Genomic DNA, 17,796 nt, shown 5'->3' on the forward strand with positions numbered 1-17,796 from the left:
GCGGCCCCTAGTCCGGCCCGCCGTACCCCGGGTCGAGCTCCTCGGGGTCCCGGTCGAGCAGCAGGGCGACCTGCTCGACGACGACGTCGTGCACCAGGTCGGCCAGGTCGTCGGCGTCGTGCGCGCGCGCCTCGACCGGCCGGCGGTACACGACCACGCGCGCCGGCATGCCGGCGTCCGGCGGGAAGCACCGGCCCAGGGGCACACCGCCGTGCTCCCAGGGGGCCGGGTCGGAGGGCGGCACGTCCTCGACGGCGAACTCGGCGCCGTCCAGCTCGCCCGACCAGCGCCGCTCGAGGTGCTCCACCGCGTCGAGCACGAGGTCGTCGAAGCGCTGGGCCCGGGTGCGGTAGGCCGGCAGCGTCGGCGGCAGGAGCGGCCCGCGCAGGCCGCGCCCGCGGCGGTCGCGCCGGCGGGCCGGCAGGGGGCCGGGGGCGGTGGCCCGGGCGGCCGGCAGCGCCGACCCGCCCCGGCCGGCGCCGGCGCGAGGGTCGCGGTCGGGCTCGCGGCCGGGGTCAGCGGGCTGGCCGTGCGGGCGGCGGGAGCCGCCCCGCCCCCCGGTCGTCCCGTGCTGCCCCGCGCTGCTCACGGGGGCCGACTCTAGCCCCGGTGCCCGGTCGGTCGCGTGCAGCCGGCGGGGAGGCGACCGGGCAGCGGCGACGGAGCCGGGGACCGGGGTACCGTCAGGACGTGAGATCCGTCCGGACGTGCTCCCGCACGGCGTGCGACCGTCCCGCGGCGGCGACGCTGACCTACGTGTACGCCGACTCGACGGCCGTGCTCGGCCCGCTCGCCCAGCTGGCCGAGCCGCACTCCTACGACCTGTGCCCCGAGCACGCCGAGCGCCTCACCGCCCCGCGCGGCTGGGAGGTCGTCCGGCTCATGCCCGAGTTCGCGCCGACCGCGCCCAGCACCGACGACCTCGTCGCCCTGGCTGACGCCGTGCGCGAGGCGGGCCGACGGCCGGGACCGGCCGCCGCGCTCGTCGCCGAGCCGGCCGCGACCCTGCTCGGCGCCGCCGAGGGCGGGCTCGGGGCCGGGCTGGAGCAGCGGCGCGGGCACCTGCGCGTCGTCCGGCAGGACGAGGGCTGACGTGCCGCGCCGCCGGAAGGCCGACGAGCCGCCCGAGCCGCTGGGGTCGGTCACGCAGCCCCTGCTCGGCCTGGTGCCGGGCACCGGGACGTGCCGCACCTGCGGCAACGACCGGCTGACCCGGATCCGGATGGCGCTGCCGTCGGGGGTGCCCGCGGTCTACGTCTCCTGCCCGCGGTGCGAGACGACGGGCTGGTTCGCGGTGGACGGCGACGGGACCCCGCTCGACCCCGGCAGCGCGCTGGGCCCGTCCGCGCCCGGCTGAGCCCGCGGGCGTCCACGGGCGGAGCACGGGCGTCGGCACGACCTCCCGGCTCGGCGGAAGGACCCGGGGGCGCGCGCGGCGCTTTGCGCGTCGTGGACGTAGGCTCCTGCCCGTGGCATTCATCCCTTTTCCCGCGACGTCGCTCGAGCCCTGGGTCCGGGACCTGCTGAGGTGCCCGGTCACCGGCGCCCCGCTCATCGACTCCGTCGGCCCGGACGGCTCTCCGGAGCTGGTCTCGACCGATGGCGAGCGCCCGCTGGCCTATCCCGTGCGTGACGGCATCCCGGTGCTCCTCGCCGACGAAGCCCGTCCGGTCGCGCGCTAGGTCGCGGACGGGCGACGGGCGTGGCCCACGGCGGCGGGACCCGCGCGATCGTCGCGGCGCTGCTGGCGAACCTCGGGATCGCGGTGACGAAGTTCGTCGCGTTCCTGCTCACGCAGTCGAGTTCGATGCTGGCGGAGTCGGTGCACTCCCTGGCCGACACGGGCAACCAGCTGCTCCTCCTCGTCGGCGGGAGGCGGGCGCGCCGTGCCGCGGACGCCGAGCACCCCTTCGGCTACGGCCGGGCGCGGTACATGTACGCCTTCATCGTCGCGATCGTGCTGTTCACGCTCGGCGGCCTCTTCGCGCTGATCGAGGCGTACGAGAAGTTCACGGACCCGCACCCCATCACCTCCTGGCAGTGGGTGCCCGTGGTCGTGCTGCTGGCCGCGATGGTGATGGAGGGCCTGAGTTTCCGGACCGCCCGCCGCGAGGCGAACCGCGTGCGCGGGCGCCAGTCGTGGGTGCAGTACGTGCGCAACGCCAAGGCCCCGGAGCTGCCGGTGGTGCTGCTCGAGGACTCGGGCGCGCTCGTCGGGCTCGTCGTGGCGCTCTTCGGGGTGTCGATGACGCTGCTCACCGGCGACGGCCGGTGGGACGCGGTGGGCTCCGCCGGCATCGGGCTGCTGCTCGTGGCCATCGCGGCGGTGCTGGCCGTGGAGACCACGTCGATGCTGCTGGGGGAGTCGGCCACCCCCGGCACGGTCGCGCGGGTGCGGGAGGCGCTCGTCGGGGAGCACGTCCCCTCCGTCATCCACCTGCGGACGATGCACCTCGGCCCCGAGGAGCTGCTCGTCGCCGCGAAGATCGAGGTGGCGGCCGGCGACACCGCCGCAGGCGTCGCCACCGCGATCGACGCCGCCGAGCGGCGGGTGCGCGAGGCGGTGCCGATCGCGACGACGATCTACCTCGAGCCGGACCTGCGGCGGGCCGCCCGCGCCTGAGGCGGGGGACGCCCCGGCGTGCCGACGCCGGAGGCGGTGCTCGGCTGGAGCACCGGTCGCGTCAGTCGACCGGGTCGGGCACGCCGTGCGGCAGCCGGCGCAGCAGCGCGGCCTCCTCCGCGTCGCGCGCGGCGGCCCGCTGCGAGGCGAGCAGCTCCCGGCGCCGGCGCTCGGCGAGCACCGCGGCGAGGAAGTCCTCCGGGTGCGTGCCCGGCGGGGGCAGCGGTCGCACGTGGCGCTGCACCTCGGCCGTCAGCCGCGTGCCCAGCTCGACGCGCGACGCGGGGTGCAGGCTCGCCGCGCGCGCGAGGAACTGCCGCACGGCGAGGGCCAGCCCGTCGGGCAGCCGCGCCACGTCGGAGGTCCCGGCCCACCACGCCAGGTGCGGGGGCATGGGGACGGGCGCCGGCCGCCGGGTCCGGCCGCGCACGCGGGCGCCGTAGGTGCCGGCCAGGAGGTCCCCGAGCCGCTTGCCCTGCGGGTGCAGCATCGAGGTCAGGAGTGCCACCACCCCGGCGGTGAACCACAGCTCGAGCACCCCGACCAGGGCGCGGACCAGCGCCTGCCGCAGGGTGATCGGCCCGCCGTCGTCGCGGACGATGCGGATGCCCACGACGAGCTTGCCCAGGGACCGCCCGCGGGTGAGCGTGTCCACCGCGGTCGGCAGCACGACGAGCACCCCCGCGACGACGACGACCCCGAGGACCCGGACCGTGTCCGACGACGGCTCCCACCCGCTCGTCGAGAGCAGGACCAGCACGCCGATCGCCACGAGACCCAGCACGACCAGGTCGAGCAGCGCCGCGAGGAGGCGCGAGGCGAACGAGGCCGGACGGGTGTCGAGCAGCACGCCCTCGCCGGTGACGATGCCGTCGTCCACGCGCGTCCCCTCGTCCGGGCCGTCCCTGTCGCCGGCCGCGGACCCACTCTAGGCAGCGCGCGGGACCCGCGGGACGTCCGTGCACCCGGGCGGTGGACGGCGGCCGCCGCGTGCGTCGCCGCGTCTGGCAGGCTGGGCGCGTGGACCTCGACGCGCTGGTGGCGACCCGGGAGCAGCAGTGGTCGCGGCTGGGTGCGCTGTCGGGGCGGCGGCGGCTGTCGGGCGAGGAGTCCGACGAACTCGTGCGGCTCTACCAGGCCACGGCCACGGATCTCTCGGCCGTCCGGTCGGGGGCGCCGGACCCGGAGACGGTCACCCGGCTCTCGCAGCTCCTGGCGCGGTCGCGGTCGCGGATCGCGGGGGCGCAGGAGCCGTCGTGGCGGCACGTCGTGCGCTACCTCGGGGTGGACGTGCCGGCGGCCCTGTACCGCAACCGCTGGTGGACGGTCGGCGTCATGGTCGCCTTCCTCGCGCTCGGCACCGTGAGCGGGTGGTGGGTGGCGACGCAGCCGGACGTCCTCGCCACGATGGGCACCCCGCAGGCGCGCGAGGAGTACGTGCGCACGGCCTTCGCCGAGTACTACGACCCCGGCGCCGGGTTCGCGGCGGTGGTGTGGACGAACAACGCGTGGATCACGGCGCTCACCATCGGCACGGGCATCACGGGTGTCCTGCCCCTGTGGGTGCTCGTGCAGAACGCCGTGGGCGTCGGGGCCGCGGGCGGGCTCATGGCCGCCTACGGCGAGCTGGACCTGTTCCTGCAGCTCATCGCCCCGCACGGGCTGCTGGAGCTCACCGCGGTCTTCGTCGCCGGTGGTGCCGGGCTGCGGCTGTTCTGGACGCTGGTGGACCCCGGGCCGCGGCCGCGGTCCCGGGCGCTGGGGGAGGAGGGCCGGGCGCTCGTCACCGTCGCGGTGGGGCTCGTGCTCGTGCTGGCCGTGTCGGGGGCGATCGAGGGGTTCGTCACCGGTTCGGGGCTGCCGTGGTGGCTGAAGATCGTCATCGGCGCCGTGGCGCTGGCGCTGTTCTGGGCATGGACGCTCGTCGTCGGCGGTCGCGCCGTGCGCGCCGGGGCGACGGGCGACCTCGACGACGACCGCGCCGGCTACCGGGCGTCCGTCAGCGGCTGACGCGCGGCGCCGTCCGCCCCGGCGTGCGGTGCGGGTCGGGCCGGCCGGTCACGGCCCCTCGTCGAGCACGACCGCGTGCTCGTCCGCGTCGTCGGCCCAGAACCGGACCGCGCGGCCGGCCTCGTCGACCGCCTCCGCCCGCTGCGCCGCCGTCCACCGGCACCACGGCTGCAGGTGCAGCACGGCCCGCTCCCGGCGGGCCCCGCGGGCACCGGTCCGCTCCCGCACGACGCGCCAGGCGCCGGCCACGACGCCGTCGACGAGCACCGTCGCCGGGGGCATCCCGTTGCGGCTCGCGAGGTGCGGACGGAGCTCCGTCGGCACGACCCGCGTCCGGTCGGCGTGGGAGAGCAGCACGTCGTCGAAGTCCGGCAGCAGCCGCACGGGCGCCGGCACGTCCCCGGGGGCGAGCGCGGCACCGGGCACGTCCAGCAGCTCCCTGCCGGCGGCGGTGCCGACCCCCGGGGCGGTCCGGCGGACGACGAGCCGCTCGCGCATGCCGTCGACCACCGCCCGCAGCCCGGTGAGGCCCGACCACGTCTGCAGGTCGGCCACCGACGCGGGGCCGTACGCGGCGAGGTAGCGCTCGACGAAGCCCTCGAGCGCGGCGCGGCGCACGTCGGGCTCCTCGAGCCCGGCGGGGACGTCCAGCGGCCGCCACCGCGTGCGGGCCGGGGAGCGCCACACCCCGCGCGGAGGCACCTGCACGAGGGGCAGCAGGCACCGCGCGACCATCGCGAGGTGCGCCGGGTCCCCGGCGTGCCCCCGGGCGGCCAGCGCCGGCCCCAGCTCGGCCGCGGTGAGGGGGGCGGCGGCCAGCAGCTCGCGGGCGTCGCGCGCCACGGCCGCCAGGTCCGTCCCGGCCAGTCCCGCGCGCCGGTCGGCCGTCCCCAGGAGGTCCCGCTCGAGACGCGGGGCCGACACGACCGCCAGCGCCGCCGCGTCCTGCGCCAGCACCGCGTGCACGGTGCTGCGCACCACGGCGAGCCGCAGCACGCGCCCGTCGGCGGTGGCGTCGGCGAGGGCCGCGTGCGTGAACCCGACCACGCGTGCCCACAGCGCGCCGTAGGGCGACGACGGGTTCTGCGACTGGAAGCCGATGAGGTGCCCGACGACCGACAGGGGGTCGGCGTCCGTGCGCGCCAGCAGGTGCTGCCGGGCCAGGAGGGTGCGACCCAGCACGCGCGTCGTCAGCGGCTCGTCCACGCCACCACCACCCTGCCGTCGCCGGTCGCCGGTCGCCGGTCGTCCTGGTCGTCCTGGTCGTCCTGGTCGTCCTGGTCGTCTCCGGACCCCACGACCGCACCGTACGACCGGCCGCCGACACGGCGCGGGCGTAGCGTCACCGGGCGGCGGCACGCGGTGTGCCGCCGGCGGACGGAGGGCGACGACATGGCTGACGGGCAGGCGGACGGGCAGGCGGACGGGCAGGCGGACGGGCAGGCTGACGGGCGGGACGCGTCCGGGGTGGCCGTGCGCTGGGACGAGGACGGCTCGCAGTACCTCGCAGCGCTCGACGGGACCGACGTCGGGCGGCTCGTCGTGGAGCGGCACGGCGACCGGGCGGTCTTCGCCCACACCCTCGTCGACGACGGGGTGGAGGGGCGCGGGGTGGGGTCGGCGCTCGTCGAGCAGGCGCTGGCCGACGCGCGGGGACGCGGCTGGACGGTCGACCCCCGGTGCCCGTTCGTCGCCGCCTGGCTGCGGCGCCACCCGGAGGTCGACCCCGGCTGACCGCACCCGTCGTGTCGACGGGTCCGGGTCCGGGGCCGGGTCAGAGCCGGCCGGCCGCCTTCAGCCGCAGGTAGGTGTCGGCCAGGGCGGGCGCGAGGTCGTCCGGGAGCGCGTCCACGACCTCGACGCCGCGCTGCCGCAGGCGCACGGCGACGGCGGCCCGTTCGAGCCCGGCGCGCTCGGCCGCCGCCGCGTCGAACACCTCGGACACGTCGGCGCGGCCCTGGCGCAGGGTCTCCGCCTCCGGGTCCTGCACGGAGGCGAGCACCACCTGGTGCCGCTGCGCCAGCGGCCCGACGACGCCGAGGAGCCCCTGCTCGACGGCGGACGGCTCCAGCGCGGACAGCAGCACGACGAGCGCCCGGCGGCTCAGCCGCTCCCGCACCTGCGCCACCGCGCCCGGCCAGTCCGTCTCGACGAGCGCCGGCTCGACCCCCGCCAGCGCGTCGGCCATGGCCGGCAGCAGGCGGGGGCCCGAGGCGCCGACGACGCGGGTGCGGACCCGCCGGTCGAAGGCGACGAGCTCGACGCGGTCGCCGGCGCGCGCCGCCAGCGCGGACAGCAGCAGCGCGGCCTCGATCGAGGCGTCCAGCCGCGGGGCGTCGCCGACGCGGCCCGCCGACGTGCGGGAGGTGTCCAGCACGAGCAGGACCCGTCGGTCCCGCTCGGGCCGCCACGTGCGCACCACGACGTCGGCGCGCCGGGCCGTGGCCCGCCAGTCGACCGAGCGCACGTCGTCGCCGGGCACGTACTCGCGCAGGGAGTCGAACTCCGTGCCCGCGCCGCGCACCTGGACGGCGGACCGCCCGTCGAGCTCGCGCAGCCGCGCCAGCCGGCTGGGCAGGTGCCGGCGCGAGGCGAACTCCGGCAGCACCCGCAGCCGGGCCGGCACGTCGAGGGACGCCTGCCGCCCGGCCAGGCCCAGCGGTCCCAGGGTGCGGACCGTGACGAGGTCGGCCCGCCGGTCGCCGCGGCGGGTGGGCAGCAGCGGCGTGCGCAGCCGCGCACCGTCGCCCGGGGGCAGGTCGAGGCGGTGCCGGTCCGGCTGCGCGCCGGCCGAGGGCTGCCAGGCGTCGCGGACCAGCCCCCGCAGCCGCCGCGGGCCCACGTTGGTGACGGTGAGGGTGCACGTCGCGGCCTGCGTGAGCCGCACGGAGCCCGGCACGTCGCGGCGCACGGCGACACGGCGCGGCGAGGCGGCCAGCGCGACGTCGAGGCCGCACGCGAGCACGACGACGAGGGCCCACGCCAGGACGGTCACCGTCGCGGGCAGCACGAGCACCGCCAGCGCGCCGACCCCGGCGAGCGCGACGGCGCGCCCCGTCACCACCACGGGCGGGCCCCGCTCAGCGCGGCACCGGCACGGAGGCCAGCACCGTGTCGAGCACGCTCTCGGCGCTCACGCCCTCGAGCTCGGCCTCGGCCCGGAGCGCCACCCGGTGCCGCAGCGTCGGGTGCACGAGCGCCTGCACGTCGTCGGGCGTGACGAACCCGCGCCCCGACAGCCACGCCCAGGCCCGCGACGTGGCCAGCAGCGCCGTCGCACCGCGGGGGGAGACGCCCAGCGCCAGCGACGGCGACTCGCGCGTGGCCCGGCAGAGGTCGACGACGTAGCCGAGGACCTCGCGCGAGACCTGCACGCGCGTCACCTCCTCGCGGGCGCGCGCCAGCGCGTCGGCGCCGGCGACCGGCCGGACCCCGGCCGCCCGCAGGTCGCGCGGGTCGAAGCCGGCGGCGTGCCGGGCGAGCACCTCGAGCTCGTCGTGCCGCTCGGGAAGCGGCAGGACGAGCTTGAGCAGGAAGCGGTCGAGCTGCGCCTCGGGCAGCGGGTAGGTGCCCTCGTACTCGACGGGGTTCTGCGTGGCGACGACGACGAACGGGTCGGGCAGGGGCCGCGGGGTGCCGTCGACCGTCACCTGCCGCTCCTCCATGGCCTCCAGCAGGGAGGCCTGCGTCTTCGGCGGCGTGCGGTTGATCTCGTCGGCCAGCAGGAGGTTCGTGAACACCGGGCCCTCGCGGAAGGAGAACTCCGCGGTGCGCGCGTCGTAGACGAGCGACCCCGTCACGTCGCCGGGCATGAGGTCGGGCGTGAACTGCACCCGCTTCGTGCCCAGGTCGAGCGCGGCCGACAGGGACCGCACGAGCAGGGTTTTCGCGACGCCCGGGACGCCCTCGAGCAGCACGTGCCCGCGGCACAGCAGCGCGATGACCAGGCCCGTCACGGCGGCGTCCTGCCCGACGACGGCCTTGCCGACCTCCGTGCGCACGGCGGCCAGGGTGCCGCGCAGCGCCTCGTCGGGCCGTGGCGCGACGGGGCCCGGTGCGACGGGGCCCGGCGCAGCGGGGGTCGGCGCGACCGGTTCCGCCGGCGGGGCCGCGGTCGCCCCGGCGTCGGCCGGCGGCGGGGTGGGGTGCTCGCTCACGGGTGGTTGACCTCGCTCTCCAGGTGGTCCAGGTCGGTGGCCAGGCGGGTGAGGGCCGCGTCCCCGCGGGGCGGGGGGCCGTACAGCAGGGCCTCGACGACGCCGCGGTCGCGCCCGGTCGCACGGGCGACGGCGTCGATGACGGCCGGGGCCGGCGCCGCCCGCGGCAGGCCCAGCCGTGCCCCGCAGCGCGCGGCGCACCCGGCGCGCAGGGCGGCGGCGGCCCGCCCGTAGGAGCGCCCCCGGCGGTAGAGGCGGCCGCGGCCGCGGACGGTCTCGGCGGCGCGGACGACGACGGGCAGCGGCTCCGTGACGAGGCGGCCCGTCCGCCGGGCCCGCCACAGCGCGGCGACGACGACGACGAGCAGCGCCTGCAGCGCCAGCGGCCCGGCGGCAGGCGGCAGCAGCTCCGCCGGCGACCCGCCCACGCCGTCGTCGCCCGTCGGGTCGACGCCGAGGTCGTCGAAGGACGGGACGTACCAGACGAGCGAGGCCTGACGGCCGAGCGCCCGCAGCGCGAGGGCGGCGTTGCCCTCGTCGAGCACCGCGTCGTTGGTGAGCAGCGACGGGTCGGACAGGACGGTCAGGCGGGTGCCGTCCGGGCGGGTCACGGTCGCGTAGGCGCCCGCGCCGTCCGCGTCGGGGAAGCACACGACCGCGTCCGACGACGCCGCCGTGGCACGCACGCCACCGGCCGCGCTGACCGTCCCCGCGGCGACGGCGTCGGGGTCGGCGCACGCCGCCTCCCGGGGTGTCGGCGCGCCGGAGATGCCGTACGCGGTCTCGAGGGCGTCCGTGAGCAGCGGGAGGGAGAACCCGGGCGTCACGAGGACGAGGTCCGCGCCCGTGCCGCCGACCGCGTCGACCTGGGCGTCGGTGAGCAGGACGTCAGACGTCACGAGCAGCGTGGTGCCGGGCCCGGCCGCGGCGACCGCCCGGGCGGTGGTGCGGGCGTAGGTGACGTCGACGCCCTGGTCGCCCAGCACCTCGGCGACGGCCCGCGCGCCGTTCTCCTCCACGTTGTCCGGCGCGAGGGGGACGGGCGAGGTCCGCGGCTCGGGCAGCGACAGCAGCACCCCGAGCAGCACGAGCCCGGCGACGACGAGCAGCGGGAACCGTGCCCGCCGCCAGCGGGCGGCGGCCCGGCTGCGGGCGGTCGTCCCGTCGCCGACGACGTGCCCGGCGTCCGCAGGGGGACCGGCGGGGGCGGCGGCGCCGGCGGAGGCGGCGCCGGCGGAGGCGGCCTCGGTGGGGGCGGAGGTCGTGCTCGTCGTGCTCACGGCGCCACCAGGTCCGCGGGTGCGGCGGTCTGCCCGGGCGGCGCCGGCCGCGCGGCGCGGACCCGCTCGTCGAGCGTCCGCAGGGCCGCGGTGTCGTCCGGCCCCGCGGGGACGCGGCCGTAGACGACGGCGTCGAAGGTGCCGCTGCCCGCCAGCAGGTCGGCCGCGAGGGCGGGCAGGCGGCGGCCGGCGGTGCGGGCGGCGTCGGCGGCGGTCCGGCCGGGCACCTCGTCGAGCACGGTGCGCTCCTCGAGGCCGCGCACGACGGCGCGGAACCGCTCGGCCACGGCCAGGGCGTGGTCGCCCGCCCGCTCGGCGGCGTCGGCGGCGGCGCGCAGGGCCGCGGCGTCGCGGCGGTCGTCGGCCGCGCGCAGGCCGCGGGGCAGTGCGGTGCGCCGGGACCGGCGGACGGGCCCGGCCACCCACAGCACGACGGCGGCGAGCAGCACCGCCGCGGCGATCGTCAGCGCCAGCGCCCACCCCGAGGGCAGCCCCACGACCCGCAGCCCCTCGAGCTGCCCCTGCAGCCACTCGAGCAGGACGGCCAGCAGCGAGCGCTGCTGGTCGTAGTCCGGCCGGCTCAGCTCCTCGAGGAGCCACCGGCGGGCGGTGGGCGCGTCGGGGTCGACCGGGACAGCGCGCACGACGCCGGGCAGGACGCCGGGCAGGACGCCGGGCAGGACGCCGGGCAGCGCGCCGGGCAGGACGCCGGGCAGGACGCCGGGCAGGACGGTCAGGACGCTCACGCCGGCGTCACGCGCCGCCCGCCGCCGCCCGCGCGAGCTCGATGTCGAGCCCCTCGCGCCGCATGCGTACGTCGACGTAGAGGAGCGCCACGACCGCGGCGAGGTACGTGGCCGCGAGCGTCGTCGCCACGACGGTGAACACCGACGTGATCGCCAGGTACGTGCCCGAGCCGAGGCCCGCGCCCAGCACCGCGGCCAGCACGCCCGCGGGCGTGAGGACGATCTGCGCGACGATGCCGACGAGCAGCGAGACGAGCAGGTAGGTGCCGAGCAGGCGCCAGAAGCTGCCGCGGGACAGGCGCCAGCCCCGGGCCACGCTCGGCCAGAACCGACCCCCCTCGAGGACGAGCGCCGGCGGCACGAGGAGCACCCGCACCGTGACCCAGACGGACACGACGAGCAGGGCGAGGGCCCCGACGAGGCCGAGGGCCACCGCACCGCCCTCGGAGACCTGCGCCAGCGCGACGACACCCGCCACCCAGCCGCCGACCACGAGGACGAGGGCGGCGCCCTGCACGAGCGTGAACAGCAGGACCCACCACGCCCGCGGCTGGCGCAGCGCCTCCCGCAGCTCGATGCGCTGGCCCAGCACGGACCGGCTGACCGAGACGATGACGAGCCCGGTGAGGACGGGCGTGGCGATGCCCACGACGACGCTCTGCACGAGGCTGCCGAGGACCGGTCCGAACTGGTCGGTGGGCAGCGCCGTCGGGTCGGCCTCGACCGTCAGGTCCCCCAGCGCCCCGACGAGGAAGGGCGCGAGGTACCACTGCAGCACGGCGCCGATGAGGACCGCGACGGTGACGACGAGGCCCGCCAGCCCGAACATGACCTTCGGGTTGGCGCGGACCGCGCGGAAGGCGCCGTCGAGGACCTCTCCCAGGCTCAGCGGCCGCAGCGGCACGATCCCGGGCTGCAGGGGCGGCGGCTGCCACGCGCCCGCGCCCCACGGCTGCGTCCCCGCGGGGGCCGGTCCGTAGCCGGGCGGCTGGGGCCCGTAGCCCGGGGGCTGGGGGCCGTGGCCGGAGGGCTGCGGCCCGTACCCGGGGGGCTGCGGCCCGTATCCCGGGGGCTGCGGCCCGTACCCGGCGGGTCCCGGCGCGGACGGCGGGACGGGCGGGACCGGCGGGACGGCGGGGGCGCCCGGCGGCGGCGCCCCGGGTCCCCCGTCGCCGCCCGCGCCCGACGTCCCGGGGCTCGTCCAGCGGGGCGGGGGTGCGTCCTGGGGCGGCGTGCTCATGCGCCTCGCTCTTCCGGTCCTGGGGGTCCGCGGCCCGGCCGGCCGTCCCCGTCGTCGTGCGGTGGCGGCCATCGTGCCACGGACGGCCCGTCGACCGGCCCGGACCTGCACAGGGACCAGCCTGTGGACGGGTCGCCGTGCAGGGACGAGACCCGTGCGCCCGTCCCAGCGCCGGTCGCGTCCCCCGTTCGGGCGCCTCGCGCGCGGTGCGGCCGTCCGCACGGGAGCCGGTGCGATGATGACGCCCATGAGAGGTCGTGTGCTGGTGGTCGACGACGACACCGCGCTCGCGGAGATGATCGGGATCGTCCTGCGGTCGGAGGGGTTCGACGCGGTGTTCTGCGAGGACGGCGACGAGGCGTTGGCGGTGTTCCGCAGCACCCAGCCGGACCTCGTGCTGCTCGACCTCATGCTGCCGGGCAAGGACGGCACGGAGGTCTGCCGGCTCATCCGCGCGGAGTCCGGTGTGCCGATCGTCATGCTGACGGCCAAGGCGGACACCGTCGACGTGGTCCTGGGGCTGGAGTCGGGCGCGGACGACTACATCTCCAAGCCGTTCAAGCCCAAGGAGCTCGTCGCCCGGGTGCGTGCCCGCCTGCGCCGCACGGACGAGCCGGCGCCGGAGCACCTGACGATCGGCGACGTCACGATCGACGTGCCCGGGCACCGCGTCGTGCGGGCGGGCGCGCCGGTGGCGCTGACCCCGCTGGAGTTCGACCTCCTCGTCGCGCTGGCCCGCAAGCCCTGGCAGGTCTTCACCCGGGAGGTGCTGCTCGAGAAGGTGTGGGGCTACCGGCACGCGGCGGACACGCGCCTCGTGAACGTCCACGTCCAGCGCCTGCGCAGCAAGATCGAGGTCGACCCGGACAAGCCCGAGATCGTCGTGACCGTGCGGGGGGTCGGCTACAAGGCGGGCGCGGGCGCGGCGTGAGCCCGGCCCGGGCGCCGGGAGCCGCGCCGCGACCGGGGACCCCTCCACGGCAGGGCCGGCACCCCCGGCGGCGGCCGGGGGTGGCGCTGCGGCTGCTGCGGCTGCGCACGGGCCGGCGGCTGCAGGCGGCGGCGCGCCGGTGGCGGACCTCGCTGCAGGTGCGCGTCATCGCCTCCACGATGGTGATCGGCGTGCTGGTGCTGGCCCTCGTCGCCGCCTACGTCGGCCTGCGGATGCGCGACGGCCTGTTCGACGCGCGCGTCACGCAGGTCCTCCAGGAGGCCGCCCGCAGCACGCGGCAGGCCCAGGGCACCTTCGACTCCTCGACCGCGACGACGGGTGCGGACGTGCAGACGCTGCTCTACGACGTGTCGAGCGCCCAGCGCACGGGCGGTGCCACGCCGCGCGAGGTGTTCCTCCTGCGCGCGCCGGGACAGTCCTCGCCGGTGCGCGTCGGGGCCGTCGCCTCCGACGCGACCCTCGTCGGCCTCGTCAGCCCCGCCCTGCGCGAGTCCGTCACGGACGGCGCGCAGCACTGGCAGAGCGTGGCCCTGCCGGTCGCGGGCGGCGGGACGGAGCCGGCCGTCGTCGTCGGGCAGCCGGTCGACGTGCCCGTGGTGGGGCAGTACCAGCTCTTCTTCCTGTACAGCCTCCAGGCCGAGCAGGAGCGGCTGGACCTGCTGTGGCGCACCCTCGCGCTGGCGGGCGTGGCCCTGGCGGGGCTGCTCGGGGCGATCACGTGGCTCGTCACGCGGCAGACCGTGCACCCCGTGCGGCAGGCCGCGGCCGTCGCCGAGCGGCTGGCCGACGGGCACCTCACGGAACGCCTGCCCGTGCGCGGCGAGGACGAGATGGCCACGCTCGCACGCGCGTTCAACGAGATGGCGGGCAGCCTGCAGGACCAGATCGCGCGGCTCGAGGAGCTCGGCGCGGTGCAGCGCCGGTTCGTCTCGGACGTCTCCCACGAGCTGCGCACGCCGCTGACGACCATCCGCATCGCCGGGGAGATGATCCACGAGGCGCGCGAGGGCTTCGACCCGGTGGTCAAGCGCTCGGCGGAGCTGCTGGCGATGCAGCTCGACCGGTTCGAGGACCTGCTGGCCGACCTGCTCGAGATCAGCCGGTTCGACGCGGGGGCCGCGGTCCTGGACGCCGACGCCGCCGACGTCCGGGAGGTCGTCGTGCGGGCCGTCGAGCACGCCGCGACCCTGGCCGAACGGCGCGGCTCGTGGCTGTCCGTCGCCCTCCCCGCGGGCCCGTGCGTCGCGGACATCGACCCGCGCCGGGTGGAGCGCGTGCTGCGGAACCTGCTCGTCAACGCCGTCGAGCACGCGGAGGGCAGCGACGTCGTCGTCACCGTGGCCGCCGACGACCAGGCCGTGGCGGTCGGCGTGCGCGACCACGGCATCGGCATGACCGCCCAGGAGGCCCAGCACGTGTTCGACCGGTTCTGGCGGGCCGACCCCGCCCGCGCGCGCACCACGGGCGGCACCGGCCTCGGCCTCGCCATCGCCGTGGAGGACGCGCACCTGCACGGCGGCCGCCTCGAGGCCTGGGGACGACCCGGACGCGGCGCCCACTTCGTCCTCACCCTGCCGCGGCGGGCCGGCATCCGGCTGGGGCTCTCGCCCCTGCCGCTGGAGCCCGAGGACGACTCAACCCCCGCGCCGCCCGCGGCCGCACCCGGCAGCGGCGGTCCGGACCCCGCGGCCCTGCCGGCGCTGCTGGCCGACGACGCGCGGGCCGACGCGCAGGCCGACGCGCGGGCCGACGCGCGGACGGACGCCCGGTGAGGGCGCCGACGGGTCCCCGCGCGCTGCGCCGGCGCCGCGGCGTGCTCGCGCCCCTCGTCGCGGCGCTGCTCGTCGTGCTCGCGGGGTGCGTGTCCATCCCGACGAGCGGGCCGGTCACGGAGGGTGCCGTGGCCGTCGACGAGGGCGGCCGCATCGACGTGCTGGCGGAGGGGCCGCAGGAGGGGGCGCAGCCGGAGGAGATCGTCCAGGGCTTCCTCCTGGCGGGGGCGGCCGGGTTCGGCGACGACTTCGTCGTCGCGCGGCAGTTCCTCACGGGCGACGCGCGCGCCGAGTGGTCGCCGCTCGCGGGCGTCGTCGTCGCGGGGTCGGTCGACCTGCAGCGGACCTCGACCTCGGAGGTGTCCGTCTCCGTCCCCGTGGTGGCGCGCGTCGACGCCGACGGCCGCTACGCCGAGGCTGCGGCCGGGGCGGCCCAGCAGGTGACGTACGGGCTCGTGCAGGGCGCCTCGGGGGAGTGGCGCATCGCGTCCCTGCCGGACGGCCTCGTGCTGCCCCGGTCCGTGTTCGCGACGCAGTTCCGCAGCGCACCGCTGTGGTTCCTGTCGCCCGACCGCACCTCCCTCGTCCCCGAGGTCCGCTGGTTCCCCGAGCGCAACCTCGCCACGGCGGTCGTGCAGGCGCTGCTCGCCGGTCCGTCGCCGTGGCTGCGCGACGCCGTGGCCACGGCGGTACCCGACGGCGCGCGGCTCGTCGGATCGGTGCCGGTGGACGCCGCCGGCGTCGCGCAGGTGACCCTCGCACCGCCCGCCGCCGTGCTGGAGGCGGACCGCGGCCTGCTGCTCGCCCAGCTCGAGGCGACGCTCGCGCTGCCCCGGGTCAGCCGCGCGCAGGTCAGCAGCGGCGACGTCGTGCTCGAGGACCCCGTGGCCCTCGAGAGCGGCGTGGTGACGTCGGGCGCACCGGAGATGCTGCAGGACGGGTCGCTCGTCCGGCTCGCCGGCGGCGGGCTTGAGCCCGTGGACGAGGTCGGCTCCCTCGCGGGGCTCGGCGCGCGGTCCCCGGCCCGGTCGGAGGACGGGTCGGTGCGGGTGCTGCTCACGGACGCGGGTCTCGTCCGGGCGCCGTCGCCGGGCGGTGAGCCCGTGGTCCTCGTGCCGGGCGCCGACCTGGCCGCCCCGGGCGTCGACCGGCTGGGGTGGGCCTGGACGGCCCGCACGGGGGACGGCGGCGGCCTGTGGGCGGCCGGGCCCGACGGTGCCGTCGTCGAGGTGACCGCGGACTGGCTCGACGACCGGCGCGTGCGGTCCCTGCGCGTGTCCCGCGACGCCACGCGCGTCGCCGTGGTCAGCGAGGGCGTCGACGGCGTGGCCGTGGACGTGGCCGGCGTCGTCCGCGACGAGGGAGGCGTGCCGCGGACGGCCGGCGAGGCCGTCCGGGTCGGCGCGTCGCTGGTCGACGCGACGTCGGTGGCGTGGGTGGACGCCACGACGCTCGCCGTCGTCGGCCGCAGCACCGGGGCGCCGGCCCTGCACCTCGTCCCCGTCGCGGGTGCCACCGTCGTGCAGCCGGAGCTGTCGGACCTGGCCGCCGTCGCCGCCGGGCGGGGGGGGCGCAACCTCCTCGCGGCGACGACCGAGGGCAGCCTGTACCGGCTCGACGGACCGAGCTGGGTGCGCGTGGCGGGCGTGGAGGACGTGCGCGACCCGTCCTACCCCGGCTGACCCTCGCGAGCCGTCCCCAGCCCGCGACCTGGTGCGCCCGTCCCGTGAGCGCTGCGTGCTGCCGTCACGGTCGTCCGGACGGGGCCAGGGTGCCGCCATGGCTGAGGTGGCGGGACCCGCGCGAGGGCTGGCACGAGGAGTGGCAGGGGGGCCGGTGGGAGGGCCGGTGGGAGGGCCGGTGGGAGGGCTCCCGCGAGCGGTCGTGGTCCGGGTGCTGGCACGGCTGCTGGCGGGGCTGGGGACGGAGCTGCTCGGGCTGCTGCTGCCCGTCGCCTGCGCCGGGTGCGGGCGGCCCGACGAGCGGTGGTGCGCGTCCTGCCGTGCCGCCTGGTCGCACGGACCGGTGCGGTGCGAGTCCCGGGCGGGTCGCTGGGACCGGCTGGACGGTGCGAGCGCGCCGGTCTGGGCGCTGGCGGACGCGACGGGTCCCGCGCGGGCGGTCGTCGTGCAGTGGAAGGACCGGGGCCGCACCGACCTGACACCGCTCCTCGCCGCGCTGCTGCGCGACGCCGCGACGGTGGTCGCACCGGACCTCGTCGCACCGGACCTCGTCGGGCCGGACCTCGTCGGGCCGGACCTCGTCGGGCCGGCGGGGAAGGGCCGTCAGACCCGGCCGCTCCTCGTCGTGCCGGTGCCGTCGACGGCGGCTGCGCGGCGGCGGCGGGGCGAGCACCGGGTCGGGCGCCTGGTGCCGGGGGTGGCGGCCGGGTGCCGCGACGGCGGGACGGCGGCGGTGGCGGCACCGGTGCTCGTCCGACGGGGCGGCCGCGACCAGGCGGGGCTGGGGCGTGCGGCGCGGGCCCGCAACCTCGACGACGGCGTGCGCCTCGCCCGCGTGCCCCGGCTGCCGGACCTGCACGAAGCGCGCGTGCTGCTCGTCGACGACGTGCTCACGACCGGCGCGACGCTCGCGGTCTGCCGGCGGGTGCTCGAGCGGGCGGGGGCCGACGTCGTCGGCGCGCTGGTGCTCGCCTCGACCCCGCCCCCGGGGTCGGCGCGGGCGGAGACCCCGACCGCGCCGGCGGCGCCCTGAGGGCCCGGTGCCGGCCCGGTTCGCGCGCGGTCCCGGCGCCCCGGCCGGCTCGCGGGCCCCTCCGCGCGGTGGCGGTGGCCGGGACCGTGGTCCCTGGTGCCGGGCGGGCCCGCACGGGCGCCACGGGCGGGGGACGCCCGTCGGGGTGGCGCGGCGCGCCCAGCCGCCGGACCTGCGGTTGACGTGCGGGTGGGGGCGGTTAGCGTGGAGGTCAGCCACGACGGCGGCGCAGGTCCGGGTCCTCCCGGGATCCCGTGCCGGCGGCCGGAGGGAGGTGACGCAGCATCCCTGCCCCTTGCGG

The 17,796-nt window shown here is 78.4% G+C and carries 18 protein-coding genes; 10 read left to right on the plus strand and 8 right to left on the minus strand.

Annotation, left to right across the window (positions count from 1 at the left end):
• Window positions 1-7: 7 nt before the first annotated feature.
• Window positions 8-589, minus strand: coding sequence for a metallopeptidase family protein (locus BM048_RS19005; protein WP_308439531.1), 582 nt, complete (start codon window positions 587-589; stop codon window positions 8-10).
• A gap of 101 nt (window positions 590-690) precedes the next feature.
• Between BM048_RS19005 and BM048_RS00225 the strand changes: the two genes are divergently transcribed.
• The 4 genes from BM048_RS00225 to BM048_RS00240 all read left to right on the plus strand — a co-directional run bounded on the left by BM048_RS00225 (window position 691) and on the right by BM048_RS00240 (window position 2,623).
• Window positions 691-1,092: a DUF3499 domain-containing protein gene (locus BM048_RS00225; protein ID WP_090029734.1), complete on the plus strand. Its 402-nt coding sequence runs from the start codon at window positions 691-693 to the stop codon at window positions 1,090-1,092.
• Between the two features lies 1 nt (window position 1,093).
• The gene (locus BM048_RS00230; protein WP_090029736.1) at window positions 1,094-1,357 is read left to right on the plus strand and encodes a hypothetical protein; all 264 of its coding nucleotides are present in this window, start codon (window positions 1,094-1,096) and stop codon (window positions 1,355-1,357) included.
• A gap of 112 nt (window positions 1,358-1,469) precedes the next feature.
• On the plus strand, window positions 1,470-1,682 hold the full coding sequence (locus tag BM048_RS00235) for a Trm112 family protein (protein ID WP_239078938.1): 213 nt from the start codon (window positions 1,470-1,472) through the stop codon (window positions 1,680-1,682).
• Window positions 1,683-1,702: 20 nt separating this feature from the next.
• Window positions 1,703-2,623 carry a cation diffusion facilitator family transporter gene (locus BM048_RS00240; protein WP_090029737.1) on the plus strand — a complete coding sequence of 307 codons (921 nt, stop codon included), beginning with the start codon at window positions 1,703-1,705 and terminating at the stop codon, window positions 2,621-2,623.
• Between the two features lie 61 nt (window positions 2,624-2,684).
• On the opposite strand, the gene BM048_RS00245 is transcribed toward BM048_RS00240, so the two are convergent.
• Window positions 2,685-3,503 (minus strand): RDD family protein, encoded by an 819-nt coding sequence (locus tag BM048_RS00245; RefSeq protein ID WP_090029739.1) that lies wholly within the window; start codon window positions 3,501-3,503, stop codon window positions 2,685-2,687.
• Window positions 3,504-3,643: 140 nt separating this feature from the next.
• On the opposite strand from BM048_RS00245, the gene BM048_RS00250 reads away from it, so the two are divergent.
• Window positions 3,644-4,633 carry a stage II sporulation protein M gene (locus BM048_RS00250; RefSeq protein WP_090030353.1) on the plus strand — a complete coding sequence of 330 codons (990 nt, stop codon included), beginning with the start codon at window positions 3,644-3,646 and terminating at the stop codon, window positions 4,631-4,633.
• A 48-nt stretch (window positions 4,634-4,681) separates the two neighbouring features.
• Here BM048_RS00250 and BM048_RS00255 read toward each other — a convergent pair whose 3' ends face one another.
• Window positions 4,682-5,839, minus strand: a complete 1,158-nt coding sequence (locus tag BM048_RS00255) for a winged helix DNA-binding domain-containing protein (protein WP_090029740.1) — start codon at window positions 5,837-5,839, stop codon at window positions 4,682-4,684.
• A 186-nt stretch (window positions 5,840-6,025) separates the two neighbouring features.
• On the opposite strand from BM048_RS00255, the gene BM048_RS00260 reads away from it, so the two are divergent.
• Window positions 6,026-6,367 (plus strand): GNAT family N-acetyltransferase, encoded by a 342-nt coding sequence (locus tag BM048_RS00260; RefSeq protein ID WP_090030354.1) that lies wholly within the window; start codon window positions 6,026-6,028, stop codon window positions 6,365-6,367.
• Between the two features lie 40 nt (window positions 6,368-6,407).
• Here the strand turns inward: BM048_RS00260 and BM048_RS00265 are convergent, their stop codons facing one another.
• The 5 genes from BM048_RS00265 to BM048_RS00285 are packed head-to-tail and all read right to left on the minus strand — an operon-like array spanning window position 6,408 to window position 12,056.
• Entirely contained in the window at window positions 6,408-7,700 is a 1,293-nt protein-coding gene (locus tag BM048_RS00265; protein WP_090029742.1) for a DUF58 domain-containing protein, read from the minus strand.
• Window positions 7,701-7,713: 13 nt separating this feature from the next.
• Entirely contained in the window at window positions 7,714-8,790 is a 1,077-nt protein-coding gene (locus BM048_RS00270; RefSeq protein ID WP_090029744.1) for an AAA family ATPase, read from the minus strand.
• Complete coding sequence (locus tag BM048_RS00275; RefSeq protein WP_090029745.1) at window positions 8,787-10,070, minus strand: DUF4350 domain-containing protein; 1,284 nt, start codon at window positions 10,068-10,070, stop codon at window positions 8,787-8,789. Before BM048_RS00275 ends, BM048_RS00270 begins: the two co-directional genes overlap by 4 nt.
• Complete coding sequence (locus BM048_RS00280) at window positions 10,067-10,816, minus strand: DUF4129 domain-containing protein (protein ID WP_239078937.1); 750 nt, start codon at window positions 10,814-10,816, stop codon at window positions 10,067-10,069. The genes BM048_RS00275 and BM048_RS00280 overlap by 4 nt, the downstream gene beginning before the upstream one ends.
• A gap of 7 nt (window positions 10,817-10,823) precedes the next feature.
• Window positions 10,824-12,056: a DUF7847 domain-containing protein gene (locus BM048_RS00285; RefSeq protein ID WP_090029747.1), complete on the minus strand. Its 1,233-nt coding sequence runs from the start codon at window positions 12,054-12,056 to the stop codon at window positions 10,824-10,826.
• A 247-nt stretch (window positions 12,057-12,303) separates the two neighbouring features.
• On the opposite strand from BM048_RS00285, the gene mtrA reads away from it, so the two are divergent.
• The 4 genes from mtrA to BM048_RS00305 all read left to right on the plus strand — a co-directional run bounded on the left by mtrA (window position 12,304) and on the right by BM048_RS00305 (window position 17,495).
• Entirely contained in the window at window positions 12,304-12,987 is a 684-nt protein-coding gene (gene mtrA / locus BM048_RS00290) for an MtrAB system response regulator MtrA (protein WP_203708742.1), read from the plus strand.
• A gap of 80 nt (window positions 12,988-13,067) precedes the next feature.
• Window positions 13,068-14,780 (plus strand): MtrAB system histidine kinase MtrB, encoded by a 1,713-nt coding sequence (mtrB, locus tag BM048_RS00295; protein WP_275407327.1) that lies wholly within the window; start codon window positions 13,068-13,070, stop codon window positions 14,778-14,780.
• Window positions 14,777-16,462 carry an LpqB family beta-propeller domain-containing protein gene (locus tag BM048_RS00300; protein ID WP_239078688.1) on the plus strand — a complete coding sequence of 562 codons (1,686 nt, stop codon included), beginning with the start codon at window positions 14,777-14,779 and terminating at the stop codon, window positions 16,460-16,462. Before mtrB ends, BM048_RS00300 begins: the two co-directional genes overlap by 4 nt.
• Before the next feature lie 178 nt (window positions 16,463-16,640).
• Window positions 16,641-17,495 (plus strand): ComF family protein, encoded by an 855-nt coding sequence (locus BM048_RS00305; protein WP_239078689.1) that lies wholly within the window; start codon window positions 16,641-16,643, stop codon window positions 17,493-17,495.
• Window positions 17,496-17,796: the final 301 nt, after the last annotated feature.

The sequence above is a fragment of the Cellulomonas marina genome (assembly GCF_900111925.1).
Taxonomy (GTDB): Bacteria; Actinomycetota; Actinomycetes; order Actinomycetales; family Cellulomonadaceae; genus Cellulomonas; species Cellulomonas marina.